The 25,190-nt window shown below is 47.1% G+C and carries 24 protein-coding genes and 1 riboswitch; of the genes, 9 read left to right on the top strand and 15 right to left on the bottom strand.

Annotated features, from left to right (window positions below; genetic code table 11):
• Positions 1-167 precede the first annotated feature (167 nt).
• Genes tamA through AACV12_RS14330 form a run of 3 tightly spaced genes read left to right on the top strand, consistent with a single transcriptional unit; the run spans position 168 to position 6,032 of the window.
• Positions 168-1,880 (top strand): autotransporter assembly complex protein TamA, encoded by a 1,713-nt coding sequence (gene tamA, locus AACV12_RS14340; RefSeq protein ID WP_013855954.1) that lies wholly within the window; start codon positions 168-170, stop codon positions 1,878-1,880.
• Positions 1,877-5,674, top strand: coding sequence for an autotransporter assembly complex protein TamB (gene tamB, locus AACV12_RS14335; protein WP_170900594.1), 3,798 nt, complete (start codon positions 1,877-1,879; stop codon positions 5,672-5,674). Before tamA ends, tamB begins: the two co-directional genes overlap by 4 nt.
• Before the next feature lie 10 nt (positions 5,675-5,684).
• On the top strand, positions 5,685-6,032 hold the full coding sequence (locus AACV12_RS14330; RefSeq protein ID WP_170899297.1) for a gamma-glutamylcyclotransferase family protein: 348 nt from the start codon (positions 5,685-5,687) through the stop codon (positions 6,030-6,032).
• Between the two features lie 234 nt (positions 6,033-6,266).
• On the opposite strand, the gene ppa is transcribed toward AACV12_RS14330, so the two are convergent.
• Complete coding sequence (ppa, locus tag AACV12_RS14325) at positions 6,267-6,794, bottom strand: inorganic diphosphatase (RefSeq protein WP_010318803.1); 528 nt, start codon at positions 6,792-6,794, stop codon at positions 6,267-6,269.
• Positions 6,795-6,971: 177 nt separating this feature from the next.
• Positions 6,972-7,982: a class 1 fructose-bisphosphatase gene (gene fbp, locus AACV12_RS14320; protein ID WP_013855958.1), complete on the bottom strand. Its 1,011-nt coding sequence runs from the start codon at positions 7,980-7,982 to the stop codon at positions 6,972-6,974.
• A gap of 272 nt (positions 7,983-8,254) precedes the next feature.
• Between fbp and mpl the strand changes: the two genes are divergently transcribed.
• The 5 genes from mpl (at position 8,255) to thiQ (ending at position 13,787) form a co-directional block, all read left to right on the top strand.
• Positions 8,255-9,613, top strand: a complete 1,359-nt coding sequence (gene mpl / locus AACV12_RS14315; RefSeq protein ID WP_170900593.1) for a UDP-N-acetylmuramate:L-alanyl-gamma-D-glutamyl-meso-diaminopimelate ligase — start codon at positions 8,255-8,257, stop codon at positions 9,611-9,613.
• 29 nt (positions 9,614-9,642) lie between these two features.
• Positions 9,643-10,272 carry a flavin prenyltransferase UbiX gene (locus tag AACV12_RS14310; protein WP_017047027.1) on the top strand — a complete coding sequence of 210 codons (630 nt, stop codon included), beginning with the start codon at positions 9,643-9,645 and terminating at the stop codon, positions 10,270-10,272.
• 29 nt (positions 10,273-10,301) lie between these two features.
• A riboswitch (TPP riboswitch) is annotated at positions 10,302-10,421 on the top strand.
• A gap of 66 nt (positions 10,422-10,487) precedes the next feature.
• Positions 10,488-11,480, top strand: coding sequence for a thiamine ABC transporter substrate binding subunit (gene thiB / locus AACV12_RS14305; RefSeq protein WP_170900592.1), 993 nt, complete (start codon positions 10,488-10,490; stop codon positions 11,478-11,480).
• A gap of 13 nt (positions 11,481-11,493) precedes the next feature.
• Positions 11,494-13,089: a thiamine/thiamine pyrophosphate ABC transporter permease ThiP gene (gene thiP / locus AACV12_RS14300; RefSeq protein ID WP_170900591.1), complete on the top strand. Its 1,596-nt coding sequence runs from the start codon at positions 11,494-11,496 to the stop codon at positions 13,087-13,089.
• On the top strand, positions 13,083-13,787 hold the full coding sequence (thiQ, locus tag AACV12_RS14295; RefSeq protein WP_170900590.1) for a thiamine ABC transporter ATP-binding protein: 705 nt from the start codon (positions 13,083-13,085) through the stop codon (positions 13,785-13,787). The genes thiP and thiQ overlap by 7 nt, the downstream gene beginning before the upstream one ends.
• 55 nt (positions 13,788-13,842) lie before the next feature.
• On the opposite strand, the gene yjgA is transcribed toward thiQ, so the two are convergent.
• Positions 13,843-14,370 carry a ribosome biogenesis factor YjgA gene (yjgA, locus tag AACV12_RS14290; RefSeq protein WP_010318810.1) on the bottom strand — a complete coding sequence of 176 codons (528 nt, stop codon included), beginning with the start codon at positions 14,368-14,370 and terminating at the stop codon, positions 13,843-13,845.
• 108 nt (positions 14,371-14,478) lie between these two features.
• On the opposite strand from yjgA, the gene pmbA reads away from it, so the two are divergent.
• On the top strand, positions 14,479-15,822 hold the full coding sequence (pmbA, locus tag AACV12_RS14285; RefSeq protein WP_170900589.1) for a metalloprotease PmbA: 1,344 nt from the start codon (positions 14,479-14,481) through the stop codon (positions 15,820-15,822).
• 97 nt (positions 15,823-15,919) lie between these two features.
• On the opposite strand, the gene mgtE is transcribed toward pmbA, so the two are convergent.
• From mgtE to AACV12_RS14225, 12 genes are all read right to left on the bottom strand, one after another.
• On the bottom strand, positions 15,920-17,275 hold the full coding sequence (gene mgtE / locus AACV12_RS14280; RefSeq protein ID WP_017043402.1) for a magnesium transporter: 1,356 nt from the start codon (positions 17,273-17,275) through the stop codon (positions 15,920-15,922).
• 151 nt (positions 17,276-17,426) lie between these two features.
• Positions 17,427-17,705, bottom strand: a complete 279-nt coding sequence (locus tag AACV12_RS14275) for an HPr family phosphocarrier protein (protein ID WP_013855967.1) — start codon at positions 17,703-17,705, stop codon at positions 17,427-17,429.
• 10 nt (positions 17,706-17,715) lie between these two features.
• The gene (rapZ, locus tag AACV12_RS14270) at positions 17,716-18,573 is read right to left on the bottom strand and encodes an RNase adapter RapZ (RefSeq protein ID WP_010318814.1); all 858 of its coding nucleotides are present in this window, start codon (positions 18,571-18,573) and stop codon (positions 17,716-17,718) included.
• 16 nt (positions 18,574-18,589) lie between these two features.
• Complete coding sequence (gene ptsN / locus AACV12_RS14265; RefSeq protein WP_013855968.1) at positions 18,590-19,036, bottom strand: PTS IIA-like nitrogen regulatory protein PtsN; 447 nt, start codon at positions 19,034-19,036, stop codon at positions 18,590-18,592.
• Positions 19,037-19,038: 2 nt separating this feature from the next.
• Positions 19,039-19,326 (bottom strand): ribosome hibernation promoting factor, encoded by a 288-nt coding sequence (gene hpf, locus AACV12_RS14260; RefSeq protein WP_013855969.1) that lies wholly within the window; start codon positions 19,324-19,326, stop codon positions 19,039-19,041.
• A gap of 25 nt (positions 19,327-19,351) precedes the next feature.
• Positions 19,352-20,812 (bottom strand): RNA polymerase factor sigma-54, encoded by a 1,461-nt coding sequence (locus tag AACV12_RS14255; RefSeq protein WP_013855970.1) that lies wholly within the window; start codon positions 20,810-20,812, stop codon positions 19,352-19,354.
• A 51-nt stretch (positions 20,813-20,863) separates the two neighbouring features.
• Entirely contained in the window at positions 20,864-21,589 is a 726-nt protein-coding gene (gene lptB, locus AACV12_RS14250) for an LPS export ABC transporter ATP-binding protein (RefSeq protein ID WP_013855971.1), read from the bottom strand.
• Between the two features lie 2 nt (positions 21,590-21,591).
• A complete protein-coding gene (gene lptA / locus AACV12_RS14245; protein WP_013855972.1) occupies positions 21,592-22,092 on the bottom strand; it encodes a lipopolysaccharide transport periplasmic protein LptA in 501 nt (166 codons plus the stop codon).
• Positions 22,073-22,636 carry an LPS export ABC transporter periplasmic protein LptC gene (gene lptC, locus AACV12_RS14240; RefSeq protein ID WP_013855973.1) on the bottom strand — a complete coding sequence of 188 codons (564 nt, stop codon included), beginning with the start codon at positions 22,634-22,636 and terminating at the stop codon, positions 22,073-22,075. Before lptC ends, lptA begins: the two co-directional genes overlap by 20 nt.
• Positions 22,633-23,187 (bottom strand): 3-deoxy-manno-octulosonate-8-phosphatase KdsC, encoded by a 555-nt coding sequence (gene kdsC / locus AACV12_RS14235; RefSeq protein ID WP_202599533.1) that lies wholly within the window; start codon positions 23,185-23,187, stop codon positions 22,633-22,635. The genes lptC and kdsC overlap by 4 nt, the downstream gene beginning before the upstream one ends.
• Positions 23,187-24,161, bottom strand: coding sequence for an arabinose-5-phosphate isomerase KdsD (gene kdsD, locus AACV12_RS14230; RefSeq protein ID WP_013855975.1), 975 nt, complete (start codon positions 24,159-24,161; stop codon positions 23,187-23,189). Before kdsD ends, kdsC begins: the two co-directional genes overlap by 1 nt.
• A gap of 19 nt (positions 24,162-24,180) precedes the next feature.
• Positions 24,181-25,146: a calcium/sodium antiporter gene (locus tag AACV12_RS14225; protein ID WP_017043395.1), complete on the bottom strand. Its 966-nt coding sequence runs from the start codon at positions 25,144-25,146 to the stop codon at positions 24,181-24,183.
• Positions 25,147-25,190 lie beyond the last annotated feature (44 nt).

Below are 25,190 nucleotides of genomic sequence, written 5' to 3'. Positions count from 1 at the left end.
GAGCTTTCCTTTTGTGTACCGATTTTTGGCTTTATTTATTGTTGTTGAGCCACTGTTTCACATTCAGCCCGAATAATTGACTGATTTCATACAGACGGAGCTTGCTATTGGCGGTATGATTTCCATCCATTAACGATCTGTTTACTCAACTGTTCCTTTAATTAAGCATGAGACGAAAATCATTACCAGTTCTATTCACGATGCTACTTATTTCCACTTCGGCGTATGCCAAGGTGGCGTTAACCATTAATGGTTTAGAGGGTGAATTAGAAAACAACGTTGAAGCCTATTTATCGTCGATTCCAGAGAGCGACTATTCAACGCATCTTCGTTTTCAATCTCGTTTAGAGAAAAGCATGACGGAAGCGCTTGTCGCGCTGGGTTACTACCATCCTCAATTTGAGTTTGTGGTGGTGAGCGATGAGCAAGAGCTGATGGTCAATATCAATCCTGGACCGCTAACAACCATTAAAGAGATGGATGTGGTGATCAGCGGGGAAGCTGAATCTGATGCTGATTTTGCCAATCTCATTAACCGCAATGCCCTTAAAGTGGGCGCGGCGGTTAACCATGGCCAGTACGATGCTTTGAAATCGGGTATCCGTAACTTAGCGTTGCAAAAAGGTTATTTTAACGGGAATTTTGAATTAAGCCGTTTGGAAGTTGCGCCAGAGTTGAATGAAGCTTTCGTACGCCTTCATTTTAACAGTGGTATTCGTTACCATTTTGGTCCCTCGCTCATTACTGGCAGCCAAATTGAAGATCAGCGAGTTCGCTCACTTCAGCCCTATAAAACCAATGATCCTTACCTTGTTTCCAAGGTAGGGGAATATAACCAAAACTTATCCAATACCGATTGGTTTTCCTCTGTTTTTGTCGAACCCGATCTTAGCCAACTGGAGAACGGTCGCGAACTGCCAATGAAGGTTTCCCTTGCACCACAAGCTCGAAATCAGCTTGAAACCGGTTTAGGTTACTCAACGGATGTGGGAGTGCGTGGTTCATTCAAGTGGAAGAAACCTTGGGTTAACAGCCTCGGCCACAGTTTTGATAGCAGCTTCTCCCTTTCTGCCCCAGAGCAGACCATTACCGCTGGCTACAAAATACCGCTAGAAGATGTGCGGCGTGAATATTATCGAATTCAGTATGGAATGAAGAATGTCGATAACCGTGATACGAAGAGTTTGGAGTCTAACTTATCGTTTGAACGCCACTGGCTGCGTGATGGTGGTTGGCATCGAACCCTATTCGTTCGTTATTTGATAGAAAACTACGAACAAGGTTTGCAAAGCGATGTCGGCCAGTTTGTATTACCGGGAGCGACCTATTCTCGTACGCGTGTTCGTGGTGGTTCAATGCCGATGTGGGGCGATAAACAGAGCATCACACTTGAGTATGGCGATCCAAATTTCGTCTCTGAAACGCGTGTGGTGCGGTTGTTGGCGGGCACGGCTTGGATACGCAGCGCTGGGCAAAACCACCGTGGTTTATTGCGTTTAGACGGCGGCGCAAACTTCAGTGAAGAGTTTGACAAACTCTCGCCTTCTCTGCGCTTCTTTGCTGGTGGCGATAACAATTTACGAGGGTATAGCTATCAATCTATCTCACCTAAAGATGCCAGTGGCGCACTGACTGGGGCCAAATACATCGCCACCAGTTCGTTGGAGTATCAATATCGTTTGGTTGGAAATTGGTGGGGTGCACTGTTTGTCGATTACGGCGATGCCTTTAATGACTCGCCGGATTGGAAAACTGGTGTGGGAGCCGGGATTCGCTGGGCTTCTCCGGTTGGACCGATCCGCTTAGATTTTGCATGGGGGCTTGACGCCAATCCCGGCGATGAATTTCAGCTGCATTTCACCTTGGGGCCTGAACTATGACCAAAGTGATGTTGAAGATAACCAAATGGGCATCGGCGATTTTATTCACCTTGTTGGGCGCGGTATTTATTGCACTCGCAGCCTTGTTGTTTACCAATACAGGGCTTAACGGTCTGTTGTGGGGAGCACAAAAAGCGCTGCCACAACTGCAGGTTGCCAGCGCTCAAGGTGCAATTTTTCCACGTTTCACGCTCAACCAAGTCACCTTTTCCGATGAAGCATTAAAGCTCGATCTCGATGTGCAGCGCGTGACATTAGCCATAAGTGCTAGCTGCTTATTGGAGCCTTCAATTTGCTTAAATGAACTTGCGCTCAGTGGATTAAGGCTGGCACTGCCAGAGCTTCCCCCTTCGACGCAAGGTGAGCCTTCGTCTGCCTCTGATCCCATTACGTCAATCTCTACACCGGTGCCAATTAAGGTTGGCCGTGTGGAGCTCAATGATATTCAGCTGGATATTTTGGGTAATACGCTGGCATGGAAGCAATTTTCTACTCATGCCTCATTTCAAGGTAATCGCTTACGGATTGGCAAAACCAGTTGGAGCGATATTCAACTGAAGCTTGCGACCAATGACGAGGCAGATTCAGCCTCAAGCGCACAATCCAAATCCACTCCATCCACAACCGTATTATCGACGGCGGCACCTGCGGTGAAAACGCCCATCACCTTGCCAGAAGTGATCATTCCGCTGCAATTGGAAGTGGAGCGTTTTGATATCAATCAGTTTACTCTTGAGCAAGCTGAGCCTTTGGTTGTCAAGCATCTTGGTTTGGTCGCCAATGCTTATCAGAGCAGTGTTTCATTAAAATCACTTGAGCTTGAGCTGCCACAATTGATTGCCAACCTAAAAGCTGATGCGCAGTTGAAGGGAGACTATCCGCTCAATCTCTCTTTAAAAAGCACGCTCAAAATGGCCGAAGCTCAGGGGCAAACACTGGCACTAGAGGCTTCGGGTAGCTTGGGTGATTTAACGCTCAACGCGAAACTGGGCGGGCTTGCGCAAGCAAACTTAAATGCGCAATTGGCGCTACTGCAACCTGAGATCCCGTTTGATATTTCGTTAGATGATGTTCAAGCACAGTGGCCATTGATTGGGCAAGGAGACTATTTTGTTCGCGTACCGAGTTTAAAAACTCAAGGTTCACTCGACGGATATAGCGTGGCGCTCAATGGCCAACTGCAAGGTAAAGATCTGCCCGATGTGACGCTGGATGTTGCTGGTAAAGGTACTTTACAGCAAATCAACTTAGATTCTTTGCTCATCGATACCTTAGGGGGGCAAATTGCTGGCCAAGTGATGGCCAACTGGCAAGCCCCAATTCACTGGCAAGCGGCGCTGAATTTAGAACAGATTCAGCCGGGATTACAGTGGCCGCAAGCCGAAGGCGTGATCAGCGGTAAGCTCGAAACTACGGGTGAGCTGACCGAGCAGGGCGGTTGGAACGTTGCGCTGCCTATTTTGGATATTGAGGGTGTGTTGCGTGGCTACCCACTGAATATTGAAGGTCAATTAAACGCATCAGATATGACAGGGAAAGGCGCTTTTACTGTGTCGACCAGCGGCTTAACGTTAGCCCATGGACCCAACCAGATTACGGCCAAAGGTGAGCTGGATAAAGAGTGGCGTATGGGCTTATCGGTTGATTTTGCGGATCTGGTGAAAAGTGTTCCTGATTTGCACGGCAAAGTGATTGGCGATATTTATCTGCGTGGTGATTTACAGCAGCCACAAATCAAGCTGCGCCTCAATGCAAATGATCTTGCTTGGCAGCAACAAGCGACCTTAAAGCAGGTGACTTTAACTGGTGATGTTACGCCACTTCCTGTGCCACAAGCCGAAGTGAAATTGCAGGCGAGCCAGTTGAGCTACCAGCAGCAGTTAGTTGATAGTGTGGACTTGCGTTTTTCAGGCACGCAGGCGCAGCATCAACTGAGCTTAGACGTCATTTCAAATCTGATTTCAACCAGCTTGGCGATCAGCGGATCTTTTGAAGATAAGCCGACGATGCAGTGGCAAGGTGCGCTGGAACGAGTGCAACTGTCCACAGAACAAGGGCCGTGGCTATTAAACCAAGCGACACCTGTTGCGGTTAATATCGAGAAACAACAAGCTACGATTGCCGCACATTGTTGGCAGCAAGAGGGAGCATCGCTCTGCTTAGATAAAGACGCGACTGTGGGGCAAAGTGGCGCGGCCGAGCTCTCTCTCAACCATTTTGATTTTCAGCAAATCGCAATGTTTTTACCGCAAGAGACTCAACTTAAAGGCCAAGCCGATGTCAGTCTCACAGCTCAATGGGCGCCCAATACTGCGCCTCAAGCGAAAGTGTCACTCAGCTTAAGCCAAGGTGCAGTCACGCAGCACATCGACCAAGCCATTACTTTAGGTTGGGATAGCGTCACTATTGAAAGTACGCTTGAACAGAACAAGCTGTTTGCTCGTTGGCTAGTGGATGTGACCGATAATGGCGATCTGTCGGGGAAAATAACCATTGCGGATCTAATGGCAAAAGAAAAAATGATGGATGGCGCATTAACGCTTTCCACCTTTAATATTGATTTTTTACAGCCGCTGCTTGGGGATTATAGCCAAGCGAAATCGAAGATTAGCAGTCAACTTGCCTTCAGTGGGCCGATGTTGCACCCGAAAGTGATGGGCAGCGTGGTGGTGGATGACATTGTCGTCAAAGGCGATATTTCGCCGCTGGATGTTACCTCGGGCCGAGTGGCGATGGACTTTAATGGTTACCAAGCCTTGCTCAATGCAGCGATTCAAACTGCGGATGGCGAGTTGAGTATCAAGGGGGATGCCGACTGGCAGAAAATGGAGCAGTGGCGTGCCAACCTGCGCGTGTTGGCCGATGAGCTATTGGTGGATCTGCCGCCTATCGTCAAGATTAAAGTTATCCCAGACATGAGCATCACACTAGAACCTCAACTGGCCACTGTGACAGGGAATATTAACCTGCCTTGGGGACGTATCGTGGTAGAAGAGTTGCCTCCGAGCGCGATTGGTGTCTCCAAAGATCAAGTGATATTGGACGCTGCTTTACAGCCTGTGAGCGAGCAAAGCGCCATGCCATTTAACGTTGAAACGAATGTAAACATCTCGATTGGTGATGATTTCCGGCTCAGTGCCTTTGGTTTGCAAGGCGGCTTAATTGGCCGCCTCAATGTGGCGCAAAAGGATAAAGGCCCTTTTATTACTGGAGAAGTAAATATCCAAAATGGTTCGTATCGATCCTTTGGACAAGATTTGCTGATCCAAGAAGGCAAAATTTTAATGAATGGACCGGTTGATCAACCTTATGTTTCGATTAAAGCGGTGCGCAACCCGGATAACACACAAGATGGCGTGATTGCAGGGGTAAAAGTGACCGGCTCTGCCGATGAACCCGCAGTCTCCATTTTTTCAGAACCCGCAATGCCACAAGCCAATGCACTTTCTTACCTACTTCGTGGTCAGAATATTGATGGCGAGGCGGGTGGCAATGCGATGACCACTGCACTGATTGGTTTGAGCTTGGCACAAAGCGGTAAGGTGGTGGGCGAAATTGGTCAAGCCTTCGGCGTGCAAGATCTGCAATTGGATACGGCTGGTTCCGGTGATGATTCACAAGTGACGGTAAGCGGCTATATTTTACCGGGGCTACAAGTGAAATATGGTGTTGGTATTTTCAGCTCGGTGGGCGAATTTACCGTGCGTTACCGCTTGATGAGGGATTTGTACGTTGAAGCGGTATCCGGCTTAGATAGCGCGGTGGATCTTTTGTATCAGTTTGAATTTAACTAGGGACAGTCATATGCAACATCTGGTTTTTGTCTACGGCACATTACGCCGTGGTGAAAGTAATGCGCATCTGCTTGAGACAAGCGAAATGTTAGGATCGTTCTACACGCCGGCTGACTATGCGCTGTATGATCTAGGTCCATATCCTGGCTTGGCTCAGGGACAGCAATCGATAGTCGGTGAGGTATATCGAGTGGATGAGCAGACACTAGCAAAACTCGATCTTTTAGAAGATATTCCCATCGAATATCGCCGTGAAACGATCGAAACCCCATTTGGCCGTGCGTGGATTTATCTCTATCAAGATCACAGCCGTCTTACTGCTGTGATTAATTCTGGAGACTGGTGCCAACGGGTGTAACGAACGGCGTTGAAAATGGAAATAAAAAAGCCACACCGCATATTAGCAGGATGTGGCTTTTTATTTATAACGACACTTATCCCCTTCCTACTTGAAGCTGCAGCGGTGTTGGCTACGTTCGTTCACCCCAATCACATAGTTTGCCTATGCTCATGGGGACTCACTCACTTGCCGCCTACCTGCAACTCCAAGTTGTTTGGGTATATAACTATCGTGACTGTTTAATTATGGTGGCTATTTTTGGGCGCGTTCAAATGAAGTCAGGATTTCAGCTCGCGCGGCAGCGGCATCTTCCCATCCATCGACTTTGACCCATTTGCCCGCTTCAAGCTCTTTATAGCGTTCAAAGAACTGTGTAATTTGCGCTTTCAGTAGTGCTGGCAGGTCATTTACGTCTTGAATGTGGTCGTACTCTTTGGTGAGCTTGGAGTGAGGAACCGCCACCACTTTGGCATCTTCACCAGACTCATCGGTCATCTTCAATACGCCAACTGGGCGGCAACGAATCACCGAGCCTGGCATGAGCGGATAAGGCGTGGGCACCAACACATCGACAGGATCGCCATCGAGCGATAAGGTGTGATTCACATAACCGTAGTTGCATGGGTAGAACATAGGTGAAGACATGAAACGGTCCACAAATACCGCGCCAGATTCTTTGTCGACTTCGTATTTGATTGGGTCGGCGTTGGCTGGAATTTCAATCACCACGTAAATATCATCAGGCAGTGATTTTCCTGCCGGAACGTTGTTTAAGCTCATTTAGTATTTCCTTTTTCGTCGCTGGACTTGAATTGTTTTGGGTTGATTAACAGAACGTAAACGCTTGTGTTGCAACTTTAGCGGTAAATAGGAAACGGTGTAAACCGTAAAAAGAGAGTCTTGCCTCATATTTATCGATAAAAAAAGCGCCTAGAGTTAGGCGCTCATTGAGCTGATTTAATCGCGATTGAGTTCCAAGAACTCTTCCAATTTATGGACCATATTTTTTGAACCGCAGAAGAATGGCACACGTTGATGCAGTTCTGTCGGCTTAATATCCAACACGCGATTGACACCGTCAGAAGCAATACCGCCTGCTTGTTCAATCAAAAACGCCATTGGATTGCATTCATACAATAGACGCAGCTTGCCGTTTGGATGGCTTTGCGTGCTTGGGTATAGATAGATCCCACCTTTGAGCAGGTTACGGTGAAAATCCGCCACTAGCGAACCAATGTAACGTGAGGTGTAAGGGCGATTATCTTCAGGCACATTCTCTTGGCAGTATTTAATGTATTTTTTGACGCCGGTTGGGAAGCGGATGTAGTTACCTTCATTGATGGAGTAAATTTTACCATCATCGAAGGTCATCATATTGGGGTGTGAAAGATAGAAGGTGCCGAGTGACGGATCATAAGTAAAGCCATTTACGCCGTTGCCGGTGGTATACACCAACATGGTTGAAGAGCCGTAAATAACATAACCAGCCGCAACCTGTTTATTACCGGGTTGTAAGAAGTCTTCTTGTGTTGGTGGCGTGCCGACTGGCGATACGCGGCGATAAATAGAAAAAATCGTGCCGACAGAGACATTGACATCGATGTTGGATGAGCCGTCCAGCGGGTCCATCAACACCACGTATTTTGCGTTTTTGTTGAGCTCTTTGCTAAATGCAACCGCTTCATCTTCTTCTTCACTGGCGACACCACACACTTGATCGCGCGCTTCAAGCGCCGCTTTAAATTTTTCGTTGGCGTACACATCGAGTTTTTGTTGTTCTTCGCCTTGAATATTATCCGTACCAACTGCACCGGTAATATCAGCAAGGCCTGCTTTGTTGATTTCTCTATTAACAATTTTTGCCGCAAGACGAATAGAGGACAACAGAGATGAAAGATCACCGCTTGCGTGGGGGAAGTCATGTTGTTTCTCAACAATAAACTCGCCAAGAGTGCGAATCTCAGACATGTTATTTCCTTAACATAGCTATATAGGGGGGAGTGATTGTTTCACAACGCATCCTCTTGTTGGGATGTCGGCCGAAACGAGTGACCCATTTGATAACGTTTGGGTAACACTGCGATTCTAGGGCTTAGATCTTTTTAATGGTAATGAAGTAACAGATTGAGATCTCAATTTGTTTGTCGACTTTTTAGAAGTTGCAAACATGCTCGCTTTTCTTAAATGGATGGTGATAATGGAGGCAATCACTCACAACGCCATGTGCGAGGCTAGGATTTATGCATATTCACATTCTTGGGATTTGCGGTACGTTTATGGGCGGTGTTGCCGTTTTAGCGCGACAATTAGGTCATAAAGTTACCGGCAGCGACGCCAACGTTTACCCACCGATGAGTACGTTATTGGAGTCTCAAGGGATCGAGATTATCGAAGGCTTTGACCCTGCTCAATTAGAGCCCAAGCCTGATTTGGTGGTGATTGGCAACGCCATGAGTCGCGGCAATCCGTGTGTTGAATATGTGCTGAACCACAACTTGCGTTACACCTCTGGCCCGCAATGGTTGCAAGAGTTCCTGTTGCATGACCGCTGGGTTCTTGCGGTGGCTGGTACACACGGTAAAACCACCACGTCGAGCATGTTGGCGTGGATCTTGGAAGATTGTGGTTACCAACCAGGCTTTTTGGTGGGAGGCGTACTTGGCAACTTTGGTATTTCTGCGCGTTTGGGCGAAAGCATGTTTTTTGTGGTTGAAGCCGATGAATATGACAGCGCTTTTTTCGATAAGCGTTCTAAGTTTGTCCATTATCACCCACGCACTTTAGTGTTGAACAACTTAGAGTTTGATCATGCGGACATTTTTGACGATCTTGAAGCGATTAAGCGCCAATTTCATCATCTAGTGCGTACTGTTCCGGGCAATGGTCGTATTTTTGCTCCGCAAAAAGAGCGCGCATTAGCGGATGTTCTCGCACGTGGCTGCTGGAGCGAAACCGAGTTTACCGGCGAGCAAGTGCAGTGGAAAGCTGAAAAAATCACGCGTGATGGTTCGCAATTTGATGTGTTCTTTGACAATGAACGCGTGGGGCGCGTGACTTGGGATTTGGTTGGCGATCATAATGTCGATAACGCCTTAATGGCGATTGGCGCGGCGCGTCACGTGGGGGTCACTCCGGATTTAGCCTGTCAAGCTTTGGGTAAATTTATCAATACCAAACGTCGTTTAGAGCTCAAAGGCGAAGTGAACGGTATTACGTTGTATGACGATTTTGCTCATCATCCAACGGCCATTGAACTTACTTTGGGTGGTTTACGTAACAAGGTAGGCGATCAGAAAATTATCGCGGTTTTAGAGCCTCGTTCGGCTACGATGAAGTTGGGCGTACATAAGCAAACTTTAGCGGCGTCATTACAGCAAGCCGATTCAGTTTATCTCTATCAGCCGAACAATCTTGCTTGGTCGGTGCAGGATGTGGCTGACCAATGCTCACAACCAGCGCAAGTGAATGATGATATTGATGCTTTCGTCGTGCAAATTGCGCAGGAAGCCCAGCCGGGCGATCACATTTTGGTGATGAGCAATGGTGGCTTTGAAGGTATTCATAACAAGCTCCTACTTGCATTAAATCAAGCCATGTAATGCCAGCGACACAAACGAAATAGAGAGTTATGACAACAAAACAGAAAGCCATCACTTTAGCCTTTACTGGCGCTTCAGGTGCTCCTTACGGACTTCGTCTGTTGGAGTGTTTATTGGCTGCAGATTACCGAGTGTATCTTTTGATCTCTTCGGCCGCGCGCGTTGTGCTTGCAACCGAGCACGGTTTGAAGTTGCCCAGTGGGACTGAGGCAGCCAAAGCAGCGTTGGTGGAACATTTACACTGCGATGCCTCACAGCTTGTCGTGTGCGGCAAAGAAGAGTGGTTTTCACCAGTGGCTTCGGGCTCTGCCGCGCCAAAACAGATGGTGGTGTGCCCATGTTCGGCAGGCAGCGTTGCGGCGATTGCCCATGGCATGTCCGATAATTTGATCGAACGTGCTGCCGATGTAGTGATGAAAGAGCGTGGCCAATTGGTGTTAGTGGTGCGCGAAACTCCGTTTTCCACCTTACATTTAGAAAACATGCTCAAGTTGTCGCAAATGGGCGTCACCATTATGCCCGCTGCCCCCGGTTTTTATCATCAGCCGCAGTCAATTGAAGACTTGGTCGATTTTATGGTGGCGCGTATTTTGGACCATTTAGGCGTTGAACAAGGGCTTGTGCCGCGTTGGGGATATGACTCACGCCCAACGGTATAGCTTATTGCGTTAATTCCAATTACAATCCACCTCACTCAACGGGGAGCAAATCATTCATCTCAATGAATGCTGCTGAGATCAAGCGTGAGCTTGGGACCCGTAAACCTGAACCAGATAATGCTGGCGTAGGAATTGGGTTAGGATCTCAGAATAGGAATAATGGAATATTCTCATCCTCCTCAAGCCTGTGCCGCTCAACCAAGGAGAGCGACCAGTTGAACACCACTCTTAATACCATTGCACTTGCCACCATCACCTCTTTTTCAGCGCATGCCGCTGACAATATCCTTACCGTTTATACCTATGACTCGTTCGCATCAGAATGGGGCCCGGGACCGGCGATTGAAAAAGCATTCGAAGCACAATGCGCTTGCGATCTTCAGTTTGTGGCACTCGATGATGGGGTATCGATCCTAAACCGTTTGCGTCTTGAAGGTAATAACAGTAAAGCAGACATCGTACTCGGTTTAGATAACAACTTAATGGCCGAGGCCAAACAGACTGGCTTATTGGCAGATCATAATGTCGAGACGAGCCAAGTCACGCTACCTGGTGGTTGGAGTGATGAAACGTTTGTTCCTTATGATTACGGCTATTTTGCCTTTGTTTACAATAAAGAGAAATTAGCAAACCCACCGAAAAGCTTAAAAGAGTTGGTAGAAAAGCGCGATGATCTTAAAGTGATTTATCAAGATCCGCGCACTTCAACACCCGGTCAAGGCTTACTGCTGTGGATGAAATCTGTCTATGGTGAGAAAGCCAATTTAGCATGGCAACAGCTCGCCAATAAGACGGTGACAGTCACCAAAGGTTGGTCAGAAGCCTATGCGATGTTTTTAAAAGGTGAGTCCGATCTGGTGCTCTCTTACACTACCTCTCCAGCCTATCATTTGATTGCGGAAAATGACGCTAAGTACGCGGCTGCCGATTTTGCCGAAGGACACTACATGCAAGTGGAAGTGGCTGCGAAAGTAAAACACAGTGATAACGGCAAATTGGCCGATGAGTTCATGCACTTTATTTTAAGTGATCAATTTCAGTCGGTGATGCCAACCGGAAACTGGATGTATCCTGTGACGTCTGTGGCGCTACCGAAAGGTTTTGAAACGCTGGCTGTGCCACCAAAGGCGCTTACCTTTAGCGCACAAGAGGTGTCTGAGATGCGTAAAGCGTGGATCCGTGAGTGGCAAACCGCCTTAACGTTTTAAGGTTCGATAAAGTTTGAATGCTATTCCTAAAATAGGCATTGGGGTCGCGATGCTTGTCGCGACCTTTGTCATCAGTGCGTTAGCGGCGTTGCTGTTACAAGCACCCAGCTTAAATGTGATGCACGTATGGCAAGACCCGTATTATCGCCATGTTACTCAATTTAGTTTTTACCAAGCCAGCTTGTCGATGCTGCTCAGTGTTGGTTTCGCGGTTCCTGTTGCTCACGCACTTTACCGTCGTCGATTTTGGGGACGTGCGCTGCTGATCAAATTGTTTGCAACTACCTTAGTGCTTCCAGTGCTGGTGGGCGTATTTGGTTTGTTGGCCATTTATGGTAATAGCGGCCTGCTCGCCTCGCTGCTTGCGTGGTTTGATAGCAAACTGCCGTTTTCCATTTACGGATTAAACGGTATTTTACTGGCGCATCTGTTTTTTAATCTCCCGTATGCCAGCCGTTTATTGCTGCAAGCGTTAGAGTCGATCCCGGCTGAACAACATAAGTTATGCGCGCATCTTGGCATGAGTCATTGGCACAAATTTCGTTGGGTTGAATGGCCACGTTTGCGTCAGCAGCTTCCTCATGTCTGTGGTTTGGTGTCCATGCTCTGTTTTACCAGTTTTGCCACTGTGATGGCACTTGGCGGCGGGCCTAAATCAACCACGATTGAGCTGGCGATTTATCAGGCGATCAAATTTGATTTTGATTTACAAGCCGGTGCGCTGCTTGCGCTGTGGCAGATGCTGTTATGTGGGCTGTTGTCTCTATCCATTTCACGTCTAGCGAAGCCGTTAGCCATCACCACAGGGCGTCAAGCGAGTGATTATGTGGTTAGTCGAGACAATCGAAAAGCACAATACTGGGACGGCGCATGGATCTTCCTTGCGTTGCTGTTAGTACTTCCGCCGCTGGTGATGGTCATCTTGAGCGGTTTAAATTCGCAGCTTTTTCACGTATTGAGCGATGAGCAATTCTGGCGTGCGCTTTGGGCTTCACTGCAAGTGGCGTTATTGGCAAGCGTGGTTGCTGTTTCGGCTGGGGTTGCCATACTCATCACGACTCGCGCTTTGCGCCTGCAGCAGCACAACCGTAAGGCGGACCAACTAGAGTTGATTGGCGCGATTATTTTGGTCACGCCAGGGCTTGTTATCAGCACCGGGCTTTTTCTGTTGCTACGTATCTGGACCGATGCATTTAGCTTAGCGTATTGGGTGGTTTTTTTCGTCAATGGCTTAATGGCATTGCCGTATGTGTTGAAAACATTGGCGCAACCTATGCTGCATATCGCGCAGCAATATCAATGGTTATGTGCCAGCCTTGGTATTAAAGGGTGGCAGCGTTTGCAAGTGATTGAGCTGCGTGCGTTGCGCAAACCCTTAGCGCATGCCTTTGCGATCAGCTTTTTGCTCTCAATGGGGGATTTAAGTGCGATTGCTCTATTTGGTAGCCAAGAGTTTAGAACCTTACCGCTTTACCTGTTCCAACTGCTGGGCAGTTACCAAATGCAAGCGGCGGCGGTGGTTTCCCTTACGCTGTTGCTACTCAGTGTGGGTTGTTTTGCCCTCATTGAGTGGTTATTTCACTCACATTCAAAGGTAAAGCAATGTTAGAACTCAAGGCCGTACATTATGAGTATCAACAGGAGTGGTTTGAATTTTCGCTCTCTGTACCGCGAGGGGCGATTCTCTCTTTGATGGGGCCAAGTGGGGCGGGCAAGTCGACTTTACTGAGCTTAGTTGCGGGCTTTATTGCACCGAAAAGCGGCGATATCCAAGTGCAAGGGCAATCCTTACTTGGGCAAGAGCCACACTTGCGTCCTTTTTCGATGCTGTTTCAAGAGCACAATCTTTTTGCCCATCTCACTGTGCGTGAAAATATTAGCCTTGGGTTACATCCGGGGCTGAAATTAACCACTTCGCAAAAGGCGTTAGTTGAGTGCGCCGCGCAGCAAGTGGGTTTGGTAGCGCTACTTGATCGCTTGCCTGAGCAGCTCTCAGGGGGGCAGCGTCAACGAGTTGCTCTGGCGCGCTGTTTTGTACAACCACATCCTATCTGGCTGCTGGATGAGCCCTTTTCCGCCTTGGATCCGCTACTCAGAGAAGAGATGCTGCTTTTGGTTAAGCAGTTAGCCGCAGAAAGAGCGATCACTGTTGTGATGGTGACGCACCATATTAGTGATGCCAAAGCGATTGCGAGCCATTTTGCGTTTATGGCTCAAGGACATGTGTTAGTAAATGATCGCATTGAGGCACTTTCCGCGCAACACGCAGACGCGCAGCTCAGTGATTTTGTGCGTGCAGGGGAATAAAAAAAACCTCACACGTTTAGGTGAGGTTTTTGCGTCTAATCAGCACTATGACAGGTTACACTGACTTATCGTTATGCTCTCTGAGCACTTGGAAAATCTCTCGTGATGCTCTTGGTGGTTTGCTGTTGGCTTTCTCTTTATTTGCTTGACGCGCTAATTGGCGCAGACGTTGACGATCCATCTCTGGATAGAGTGCCATCGCATCTTCAATCGCGCTGTCACCTTTCTCCACAATACGATCACGCATCTGTTCGAGCTTATGCAGCATGGCGGTATTTTGTGAGTGCTTGTTACGCAGTTTATCCAATGCCGCTTGAATCGGTTCAGCATCGATGGTACGCATCATTTTACCAATGTATTGCAGTTGGCGGCGTCTGGCTTCCATGCTAAAACGCTGAGCATCTTTGATGGCATCCATCAAATCTTCAGACATCGGAATTTTTGCTAACTGAGATGGCTTCAGAGCAACCAGCTCTTCACCCAGTTTTTGTAGCTCAGTCATGTCGTTTTTCATTTCGGTTTTGCTAACCCAAATGATCTCCTCTTCTTCTTCCCAAGGAGCTTTTTGATTCTTACGCGCCATTTTCTTCATCTATTGAGTTATGTATGTCAGCTATTTTAGCAAGAATCGTGGGGAGAAAGCGAAATTCTTGTTATCCTAATGACATTGTTTGCTAATAATTGATGAGATATGGACGTAAAACAACAAGTTGCTCAGCAGCGCATCGAACTTGAAGCGGCGGTTGCTAAGGCATTAGAGATGGCTGCGCTCAGTTCTGATGCTGCCGAAGTGGCGATCACCAAAAGTACCGGCCTGAGTGTTTCGACGCGAATGTGTGAAGTTGAAAACGTAGAATTTAACAGTGATGGGGCATTAGGCATCACTGTGTATCGTGGGCAACGTAAAGGCAGTGCGTCGACGTCAGATCTCAGTGAAAAAGCAATTGCGCAGACGGTCGCTGCAGCGCTTGATATTGCGCTTTACACTTCTGAAGATCCTTATGCAGGCCCTGCACCTAAAGAGTTAATGGTGCGAAATATTCCTGATTTAGATCTCTTCCATCCCGATGAACCTAACCCGGACATGGCCGCTAAAATTGCCATTGCTGCAGAAGAGAAAGCGTTAGCTTACAGCAACAAGATCAAACAAAGTGATGGCGCAAGTTATGACAGCCATTACGGTGTGAAAGTGTATGGTAATAGCCATGGTTTGCTCGCGAGTTATGCCTCTAGCCGTCATAGCATTAGCTGCTGCGTGATTGGTGAGGGTAAAAATGGTGAGATGGAGCGTGATTATAGCTATACCGTTGCACGTCACCGCGACGATTTATGGTCGCCAGAGCTGGTCGGGCAACAAGCTGCAGAAAAAACCATCAGCCGTTTAGATGCAAAAAAACTGAAGACGGGCAAAGTTCCGGTGATGTTTGCCGCAGATGTAGCGACAGGTTTGATTGGCCATTTGGTGATGGCGATCAGTGGTGGCAGCTTGTATCGTAAATCTTCCTTTTTACTTGATAAGTTAGGCGAGAAAATCTTACCCGATTGGTTCAATATTGCCGAAAAACCCCATGTATTACGTGCGTTGGCATCAAGCCCATTTGATAGTGAAGGGGTATTTACTCAAGACCGCCAAATCATTACTGATGGCGTGCTCTCGACTTATCTTCTGAGCAGCTATGCCGCTCGTAAAATGAATATGACTCCAACTGGTCATGCGGGTGGCATCCATAACTGGTATGTTCAATCCACAGGGCAAAATTTTGAGCAGATGCTCAAAGCGTTGGGTACAGGCTTGTTAGTCACTGAAGTGATGGGCCAAGGTGTTAATGCAGTGACAGGTGATTATTCGCGTGGCGCCGCTGGTTTCTGGGTTGAAAACGGTGTGATTCAATACCCTGTATCTGAGATTACTATCGCGGGTAATTTGAAAGATATGTTCCAGCAAATGGTGGCGGTAGGGAGTGATGTCGAAACACGCTCGCAAATCCAAACTGGGTCTATTTTACTTGAATCGATGAAAATTGCGGGCGAATAATCGCTTAAGCTGAATATGAAAAAGCTTGGTATAACAACCAAGCTTTTTTTATGGGTGGTTTGGATATGTATCACTATAGGGTTACATCAAAATAGGGCTACATCAAAATGGTCGCCAAGCCGAGAAAGACCGAAAGCCCAACCACATCGGTGACGGTTGTTAACGCCATTCCGCCAGCAAGAGCCGGGTCGATTTTCATTTTTTTCAGTAAAATTGGGATGGTGACGCCGGCGATCCCGGCAATGAGTAGGTTGGCCATCATTGCTGCGGAAATGATGCCGCCAAGCATCCAATTGCCTTTCCATACCACCACAATGCCGCCAATAATGGTAGCCCACATGATGCCATTTAAAAAACCGATTGCCGCTTCTTTGAATAGCAATTCGCGTTGGTTACTGTCACCGATATGTCCCAATGCTAAACCACGAATGACCAAGGCCACGGTTTGGTTACCTGCGACACCACCCATTGAGGGCACTATGGTCATTAGCACGGCAATGGCGGCCATTTGATCCAGTGTTGCTTCAAACATGTTAGAAACAGAGGCTGCGGCGAGGGCGGCCAAAACATTTGCCCCAAGCCAGATGGTCCGTTTACGTGCGGATTTGACTACTGGAGCAAAGGTATCTTCGTCATCGTTCATACCAGCCATACTCATCATTGAGTGTTCGGCATCTTCACGAATGATGTCAACGACGTCATCAATGGTGATCCGACCGACCAAGTGCTGGTTTTCATCTACCACAGGCGCGGACACCCAGTTGCGACGTTCAAACAGGCTGGCAACATCTGAGTCGCTGGTGGTGACCAAAATCGCCTCATCGGCATCATCCATGACTTCACTTACTGGAATATCCGGTTGCGTGGTCAGCAAGGTGGTGAGTGAGAGATGCCCAATCAGCTTACTTTCATCGTCAATCACGTAAAGTGCATCGGTTGCTTCGGGCAGATCGCCGCGCATGCGTAAATAGCGTAAAACCACGTCAATATCAACGTCACCACGAATGGTGATCACGTCGGTATTCATGATCCCGCCGGCTGTTTCCTCTGAATAGGAGAGCGCGGTTTCAACGCGCTGGCGATCAGCGCTGTCCATCTGCGAAAGCACTTCGCGTGACACGTCATCTGGCAAGCTACGCAGTACATAGGCCACGTCATCGGTGTCCATGCCTTCGGTCGCTTCCGCCAGTTTTTCGGGTGCCATTTTGGAAACTAGGGCATCTTTGACGTCTTCGTTGAGCTCATCAAGGATTTCACCGTAGTCTTCTGGGTCGGTGAGTTGCCATAACACCTCCCGGCTTTTACGTGGAGAGGCTTCTAAGAGGTGAGCAATATCTTCTGGCTCCATGTCCTGCAATTGGCGACGGACATGGACAAAACGACCATTTTCTAAAGCTTCGCTGACTTCTTGGAGGGTTAGGTGAGCTTGATCAAATTCAATTTGCTCGGCCATGGTTTCCCCCTACTTAGGATTCTTACAATGTGTTGAATAGTAACTTAATTCTAGGCCTTATTTAATAAGTTCTTATTAAGCACTGAATTTATTTTGACTATCAGGGGCGCGCATGCGCTGTCTGTGGGAGAGTGGAGTGTAAGCCTTGTGCTTACTCGTCTTCATCGAATTTATGTTCAATCAGCGAACTAACCGCTTGCAAAGCAGGCTCTGCTTGTGAGCCTTCAGCATTGATGGTGATGTATTGACCTTGTGCGGATTCGAGCATCAATAAACCCATTACACTGTCTGCAGTGGCTTCTTTTCCTTCTTCACTTTGAATGGTGACCACCGCATCAAAAGATTGCGACAGTTCAACCAGCTTAACGGCTGCACGAGCATGAAGGCCCAAGCGATTTTGGATTAAAACCGTTTTACTTAATAGTGGCATACCATCGCTCCTATTGCTGTTTTTCTAATGATGTATGGCGTATCTGTACTTGGTGACCCAATTGAGCAAAGTACTCGCCAAGCTGTTGAGTCAGGTAAACGGAGCGGTGCTTACCACCGGTGCAACCAATCGCAATTGTGAGATAACTGCGGTTGTTTTTTTCGAGCATCGGCAGCCAGTATTCAACAAACTTTTGAATTTGTTGTTTAAGTTCAATTACTTCACTATGGCGTTCAAGAAACGACTTAATTGGCGCATCCAGGCCAGTTAATGGGCGAAGATCGGGTTCCCAATGTGGGTTGGGTAAAAAACGCACATCAAACACGTAGTCTGCATCGCTGGGTAGTCCATATTTGAAGCCAAAAGACTGAAACACCATCACCAGATCTTTGCGCTCACGTCCTTCAATTCGCATGCGTACGGTTTCGCTCAACTCATGCAACGATTGATTACTGCTATCGAGCACTAAATCGGCTTGCTCTTTGAGCGGCGCAAGCAGCGACTTTTCCAATTCAATCGCTTGCGCAAGTGAAGGTTTATCGGCGTTTAATGAGAGAGGATGGATACGACGCGTTTCGCTGTAGCGCTTGAGTAGTGTCTCTTTACTGGCATCGAGAAACAGCACACTAACATCGTTATTCTGTTTTAGTTGCTCTAAAACATCCGCAACCAAACTAGGCTCTTGGGGCAAGTTACGGATATCAATACTCACCGCGACATTTTGTTTACTGCCTTGGACAGATTGAATAAACGCATCCAACAAGTTGACGGGAAGGTTATCGACACAATAGTAGCCGAGATCCTCCAGTACTCGTAAAGCAACGCTTTTCCCTGCGCCTGATTGACCACTCACAACGATTAAACGCATAGTTTCGGCTCGGTGGTTATTGGTTAGTCATGATGTCGTACAGCTCTTGATCGCTTTGTGCACTTCGAAGCTGTTTTAAAACTTGTTTGTCATTGAGGCGCTCGGCCATACAAGCGAGCGTTTTTAAATGCTCTTTGCACTGCTCTTCAGGAACGAGCAACGCAAACAGTAGATCGACAGGTCGATTATCAATGGCATCAAACTCAATCGGTTCTTCACACTGCAGCAAAACGGCAATGGCACGATCACTGTTGGTCATTCTTGCATGAGGAATGGCGATGCCATTACCAATACCAGTACTGCCCATTTTTTCTCGGCTGAGCATGCATTCAAACAGCTCGGTGGAATTTTGACCTGAATACTCAGCAGCGATTTCGCTAATGATTTCTAGGGCTCTTTTTTTACTGGTGCATTGGACCGCACTTTTCGTGCAGTCCAATGAGAGTACTTCGCTTAATTGCATGATTAATGACTACTTAGCTTTTCTTTATGCTTGTTGAGTTGTCTTACGAGTTTATCCACTAAACTATCAATGGCAGCATACATATTTTCATTGTCGGCCACGGCGTGGATATCACCTTGATTTATGTGGAGCGTAGCTTCAGCGATCTGTTGTACTTTTTCAACACGTAAAACAACCTGTACGTTATTGATATGGTCAAAAAATCGCTCAAGTTTTTGAAACTTCGAGTTTACATAGTCTTGCATTGAATCGGTCAGATCAATGTGATGGGCATTAATGTTGATTTGCATAGACTTTCCTTCTCTGTTTTGTGCCTTACAGTAGGCGTTTGCGCTGACTCGATGGAGCAATGCCCAACGATTCACGGTATTTAGCTATCGTCCGTCTAGCTACCTGAATCCCTTGGTCAGCCAGTAGATCTGCAATTTTACTGTCACTTAATGGTTTGGCTGTATTTTCAGCGGCCACCAGTTTTTTAATCAGTGCTCGTATTGCAGTCGATGAACACTCTCCCCCGCTGTCGGTACTGACATGGCTGGAGAAGAAGTATTTCAATTCGAAAATACCACGCGGAGTATGCATGTACTTCTGCGTTGTCACCCTTGATATGGTGGATTCATGCATTTCTACCGCTAAAGCAACGTCATTGAGTACCATTGGCTTCATCGCCTCTTCACCATACTCAAAGAAATCACGTTGATGTTCAACAATACACTTGGCAACTTTGAGCAGTGTCTCGTTTCTACTTTCTAAACTCTTAATTAGCCATTTTGCTTCTTGCAAATTGCTGCGAATGTAGTTGCTATCGGCACTGTTACCTTTGCCTAATGCTGCATATTGTTGATTTATCTTAAGTTTTGGTACGCTATCTGGGTTTATTGTGACCACCCATTTGCCGTGATCTTTGTAAACAGACACGTCAGGCACAACGTATTCGGCGTGCTCGGTTGAAATATTATTTCCCGGTCTTGGGTCAAGTTGTTGAATGAGCTGCAATACCTCTCGCAGATCTTCTTCTTTTAACTTGGTTTCTTTGATGATCAACTTGTAGTCACGGTTGCCGAGCAGATCAATATGTTGGATCAGCAGCTGTTTAGCTTCTTCTAACCAAGGGGTACTGGCAGGGTAGGTCGCTAATTGTAAAAGCAGGCAGTCTTGAAGGTTGACTGAAGCCACACCGAGGGGATCAAACTGCTGAACACGTTTACGAACGGCTTCAATTTCATCAAGCTCAATATTTTCATCGGCAAAGCTTTCTAAAATATCATCCAAAGAAACGGTGAGATAACCGTAGTCATCGATGGCGTCAATCAAGGCAAGAGCAATGCTGCGGTCGGTGTCGCTAAACGGTGTGAGATCTAATTGCCACAGTAGATAATCTTGCAGGGTTTGCGTTGTTTCACCTTGGTACACGGGCATGTCATCATCAAGGGCGATCCCTGTGCTGCCTGTGTTCGCGCTGTAGACATCATCCCATGTGGTGTCGATCTCAAGCTCGCTGCTGATTTCGGATTTTTCAATTAAGTCAGAGCTGTCTTGTGGCTCAATATCTAACACCTCAGCACTGGCTTCTTTCTCCTCATTGATGCTATGAACATCAGCGGTGGCATTCTCTTCATAGGCCTCTTCAACATCCAATAATGGATTAGACTCTAGAGCCTCTTGGATCTCTTGCTGGAGTTCCAATGTGGAGAGTTGCAACAAACGAATGGCTTGTTGTAACTGCGGTGTCATCGCTAATTGTTGGCCGAGCTTCAGTTGTAATGAGGGTTTCATTCAGTGCCAGTTACCTTATTATTTTTAGAATTGATGTCACTCTCTACTTAATCATAGACGGAATTGTTCACCGAGATAAACTTGTTTTACCTCTTCATTATTGAGCACGTCATGTGGTGTACCTTCTGCGATCAAACGACCCTGGCTTACAATATAGGCTTTTTCACAGACGTCCAATGTTTCTCGAACGTTGTGGTCTGTGATTAAAACGCCTAAGCCACGATCTCGCAGGTGTTGGATGATCTTTTTAATGTCGATAACGGAAATGGGGTCGACCCCTGCAAAGGGTTCATCAAGCAAAATAAATTGTGGGTTTGCGGCAAGAGCGCGGGCAATTTCAACTCGGCGACGTTCACCACCCGATAGCGCCATTCCCGCACTATGGCGGATATGTTGAATGTGAAATTCTTCTAGTAGATCTTCGAGTTTATCTTGGCGCTCTTCACGGGTCATCGATTCACGGGTTTCAAGTACCGCCATGATGTTATCTTCGACCGACAATTTTCGAAAAATAGACGCTTCTTGAGGTAAGTAGCCGATCCCTAAGCGTGAGCGACTGTGCATAGGTAAAATGCTGATGTCGTGATCATCAATACTGATCTTACCTTCATCACGAGCGACAAGGCCGACGATCATGTAAAACGATGTGGTTTTTCCTGCGCCGTTAGGGCCGAGTAAGCCAACAATCTGCCCCGATTCTACTTGCAAGCTGACGTCAGAGACGACTTTGCGTTTTTTATAGCTTTTCGCTAAATGTTCTGCTTTAAGTATGGCCATAATTATTCTTGTGTCGTAGTGGCTTGCGGTTGAAGCACGGTCGATACTCGCTCGTTAGAGTTACCATCAGCCATCAGCTTCTGTGACGAAATTTTGTAGCGAATTTTCGTACCACGGATGATGCTATCATCTTGTGACAACATGGCTTGATCGATCATCGTCAACTGATCATCGGCCAATTTGTAATAGAGCTCTTTCGCCTCACCATACAAGGTTTTGCCATCGTCGGTTAATTGCGAAAAAGTGGCGAGGTTGCCATATCCTTCAATTTCTTGAATGGAGCCATCTTTTGCATCACGGGTTACAATCACTTTGTCGGCGTTGATACTGATACTGCCTTGTTTGAGTTTGACATCACCAAGGAAAGTCACTTTGTTGCTTTTCATGTCGAGCTGTTGGCTGTCAGAATCGATGTAAACCGGTTGAGCATTATCGGTGGACAATGCCAATGCGTGACCAGAAATCGCTAAACAAGCAATAAGACTAAGGTGTGAGAGTTTCATATCTACCTTGTACATGGTTATAAAGAATAGCGGTATTGTCGGCAAAATTGCCTTTCATCGCTTGTCCTTGTGTTTCGAATTGTGGCCCAACCAAATCGACCTGATTATCGGCCCAAAAATCGCGATTATTGAGTTGAATGCTCATCTTAATGGTTGAAAGCGTATCAAAACCAGAATCTGCTAATAGGTTTTTTGCCAGTACGTCGTCATACAGTGTGAGTACTTGCTCTTCATCGAGTACGCCGCGTTTGGCGGTAATCTCCCACTCTTGCAAAATACCATCACGGAAGACTTTGAGTATCGGGTACTCGAAAATGGTGTCGCCACTTTTTGCGTAATGATCCAGATGCGTCGATTGAATGATGTAGCTGCGGATACCTTGCTCGTTATAGGTGGTGTTGTCGAGATTTTTTCCACTAAACGACGGTAACTCCAAGTTTGGAGCAACTTGTATATCGGTATTTTGTTCTTTATCGAACAAGTAATAGGCTGACCACGATGCGATAAAAATCAGTATCACATAGAGGACACGAGATAAACTCATACACTTAAGCCTTTGTGCACATCTAACTCACCGCGAGCTTGCAAAATCAAATCACACACTTCGCGTACAGCGCCATGCCCACCTTTTATATGGGTCACGTAGTTTGCGCGTTTAACTAATAGCGGGTGACCATCCGCGACACAGACTCTCAGCGCGACTTTTTCCATTACCGGCCAATCAATCAAGTCATCACCGATATACCCCGTGTGTTCTGGGGCAATATTGAGCTGGCGACAAATGTCGTTATAGGCTTTGACCTTGTCATCCTGACCTTGATAAACCAGTGTAATGCCTAATACGGCCATACGGTTTTCGACAATTTTTGACTGCCTACCTGTAATGATCGCCACTTCAATGCCAGCATTCATCAATGATTTTATGCCGTAGCCATCTCGAGTGTGGAAGGTTTTTAGCTCTTCGCCTTGATTGCCCATATAAACTAAGCCATCAGAGAAGACGCCATCCACATCGCAGATCAGCAGTTTTATCTGCTTGGCTATATCGAGAATAGGCGGTGAGACCGGGCCGTAGAGTGTATCAATCATGGTCATCACATCACTCCTGCTTTGAGCAAATCGTGCATGTTTAATGCACCGACCAATGTGCCATTTTCGCACAGCATCAAGCCATTGATTCGTTTATCTTGCATTAGGTTTAACCCTTCGACCGCGAGCATGTTAGGGTTTGCTACCGTTGGGTTTTGCGTCATCACTTCGCTGATTGCCGCGCTGTGAATATCGATTCGTTTGTCTAAGATGCGGCGTAAATCGCCATCAGTAAAGATGCCAATAAGCTGCATGTTACTGTCTACTACCGCGGTCATCCCCAAGCCTTTTTGGCTGATCTCAAGTAAGGCATCGCGGATCAATGCGTTTGGTTGCACTGTTGGTAGTGCATCGCCAATGTGCATGATATCAGAGAGCTTGAGCAACAATTTTCGACCTAAAGCCCCACCGGGATGAGACAGCGCAAAATCTTCAGCGGTAAAGCCGCGTGCTTGCAAGAGTGCGACGGCTAACGCATCGCCCATCACTAGCGTTGCGGTGGTGCTGGAGGTTGGCGCAAGGCCAAGCGGGCATGCCTCTTGTGGGACTGTGATTTGCAAATGAAGATCGGCCAACTTTGCCATATTCGATGACGGGTTGCCTGTCATGCTAATGATGCGAATATTGAGCCGTTTTAGCACAGTAAACAGTGATAAAATTTCCGAGGATTCGCCAGAATTTGAAATAGCAATTACGATGTCGCCACGCTCGATCATACCAAGATCACCGTGCGCCGCTTCTCCTGGATGTACGAAAAATGCCGAAGTGCCAGTACTGGCTAAGGTCGCGGCAATTTTTTTACCGATATGGCCTGATTTACCCATACCCATCACCACCACTTTGCCGTGATCATTGGCAATGATCATTTCACACGCTTGGCAAAATGAGTCGTCAAAGTATTGCTCTAGCTGCTGTAAAGCCGCCATTTCGGTGGCGAGAACTTGCTGTGCAACACTGCGATAATCAAACTGATTCGACATTCGATACTCCGAGTTTGGGTTAAGCGGTCATATTCATAAGTAGATAAGCTTGGTATCCGATAAAAGCGAGGAAGAGCACGCCTCCCTCAATGCGGTTAATACTACGCGATTTCCCTAAAGCCATTGCAACCAGTAGCAGAGATACGCCAAGCATTACCCAAAAATCGCGTCCCATCGCATGCTCACTGAGTATCGATGGATTAAGAATGCCGGGTAAGCCCATCACGGCAAGAATATTGAATACGTTCGAGCCAATAATGTTGCCCACAGCCATATCATCTTCGCCTTTCAACACACTTGTGAGTGAGGCGGCCAACTCTGGCAAGCTGGTCCCAACAGCGATGATCGTCAGGCCAATTACCAAGTCGCTCATGCCAAAAAACTTAGCGATAATGACGGCGTTATCGACTAACACGCTGGCAGCAATCGGCAGAATGATAAGCCCAATCACTACCCAAATAGCCGCTTTTGCGTTGCTCACGCCCTGCGGTATTTCAGATTCCTGCTCGGTAAGCAGCGCGTCACCATGTTTTTGCTCGTTACGGCTAATGCGGAGCATCGCGATGATAAACACGGCGAAAAGTGCAAACAGCAACACACCTTCATAGAATCCTAAGTGGTTATCCCACAATAACGCACCAGCAAGTAGTGTGACCGCAATCATCAGCGGCAGTTCACGGCGGAGTACCGCAGAACTGACGGAAAGCGGTTTGATGAGTGCTGTAATACCCAAGATCAAAGCAATGTTAGCGATGTTAGAACCGAGCACGTTACCGACGGCAGTATCGGTTTTCCCATCCAAAGCGGCCGTTGCCGATACCATCATCTCTGGTGCTGATGATCCCATTGCTAAAATAGTCATGCCGATCACTAATGGCGAGATGCCAAAGTTGCGAGCAAGCGCGGCAGAACCAAAGACTAACTTGTCAGCGCTCCAGACTAAAAACACCAAACCTACAATGAGAAACGCTACCGCTTCGATCATGATGATACCTAATTAATGAAATGAGTGAAAAAATGATGCAATTA

This window comes from Vibrio sp. 2-2(8) (genome assembly GCF_963888495.1).
GTDB lineage: Bacteria > Pseudomonadota > Gammaproteobacteria > Enterobacterales > Vibrionaceae > Vibrio > Vibrio anguillarum.
This window is presented reverse-complemented; position numbering and strand designations above follow the sequence as displayed.

Bases quoted from the DNA above. Each gene is read 5' to 3' on its own strand.
- tamA (WP_013855954.1), top strand. From the start codon at position 168: ATGAGACGAAAATCATTACCAGTTCTATTCACGATGCTACTTATTTCC.
- tamB (WP_170900594.1), top strand. From the start codon at position 1,877: ATGACCAAAGTGATGTTGAAGATAACCAAATGGGCATCGGCGATTTTA.
- AACV12_RS14330 (WP_170899297.1), top strand. From the start codon at position 5,685: ATGCAACATCTGGTTTTTGTCTACGGCACATTACGCCGTGGTGAAAGT.
- ppa (WP_010318803.1), bottom strand. From the start codon at position 6,794: ATGAGCTTAAACAACGTTCCGGCAGGAAAATCACTGCCTGATGATATT.
- fbp (WP_013855958.1), bottom strand. From the start codon at position 7,982: ATGTCTGAGATTCGCACTCTTGGCGAGTTTATTGTTGAGAAACAACAT.
- mpl (WP_170900593.1), top strand. From the start codon at position 8,255: ATGCATATTCACATTCTTGGGATTTGCGGTACGTTTATGGGCGGTGTT.
- AACV12_RS14310 (WP_017047027.1), top strand. From the start codon at position 9,643: ATGACAACAAAACAGAAAGCCATCACTTTAGCCTTTACTGGCGCTTCA.
- thiQ (WP_170900590.1), top strand. From the start codon at position 13,083: ATGTTAGAACTCAAGGCCGTACATTATGAGTATCAACAGGAGTGGTTT.
- yjgA (WP_010318810.1), bottom strand. From the start codon at position 14,370: ATGGCGCGTAAGAATCAAAAAGCTCCTTGGGAAGAAGAAGAGGAGATC.
- pmbA (WP_170900589.1), top strand. From the start codon at position 14,479: ATGGACGTAAAACAACAAGTTGCTCAGCAGCGCATCGAACTTGAAGCG.
- mgtE (WP_017043402.1), bottom strand. From the start codon at position 17,275: ATGGCCGAGCAAATTGAATTTGATCAAGCTCACCTAACCCTCCAAGAA.
- AACV12_RS14275 (WP_013855967.1), bottom strand. From the start codon at position 17,705: ATGCCACTATTAAGTAAAACGGTTTTAATCCAAAATCGCTTGGGCCTT.
- rapZ (WP_010318814.1), bottom strand. From the start codon at position 18,573: ATGCGTTTAATCGTTGTGAGTGGTCAATCAGGCGCAGGGAAAAGCGTT.
- ptsN (WP_013855968.1), bottom strand. From the start codon at position 19,036: ATGCAATTAAGCGAAGTACTCTCATTGGACTGCACGAAAAGTGCGGTC.
- hpf (WP_013855969.1), bottom strand. From the start codon at position 19,326: ATGCAAATCAACATTAATGCCCATCACATTGATCTGACCGATTCAATG.
- AACV12_RS14255 (WP_013855970.1), bottom strand. From the start codon at position 20,812: ATGAAACCCTCATTACAACTGAAGCTCGGCCAACAATTAGCGATGACA.
- lptB (WP_013855971.1), bottom strand. From the start codon at position 21,589: ATGGCCATACTTAAAGCAGAACATTTAGCGAAAAGCTATAAAAAACGC.
- lptA (WP_013855972.1), bottom strand. From the start codon at position 22,092: ATGAAACTCTCACACCTTAGTCTTATTGCTTGTTTAGCGATTTCTGGT.
- lptC (WP_013855973.1), bottom strand. From the start codon at position 22,636: ATGAGTTTATCTCGTGTCCTCTATGTGATACTGATTTTTATCGCATCG.
- kdsC (WP_202599533.1), bottom strand. From the start codon at position 23,187: ATGACCATGATTGATACACTCTACGGCCCGGTCTCACCGCCTATTCTC.
- kdsD (WP_013855975.1), bottom strand. From the start codon at position 24,161: ATGTCGAATCAGTTTGATTATCGCAGTGTTGCACAGCAAGTTCTCGCC.
- AACV12_RS14225 (WP_017043395.1), bottom strand. From the start codon at position 25,146: ATGATCGAAGCGGTAGCGTTTCTCATTGTAGGTTTGGTGTTTTTAGTC.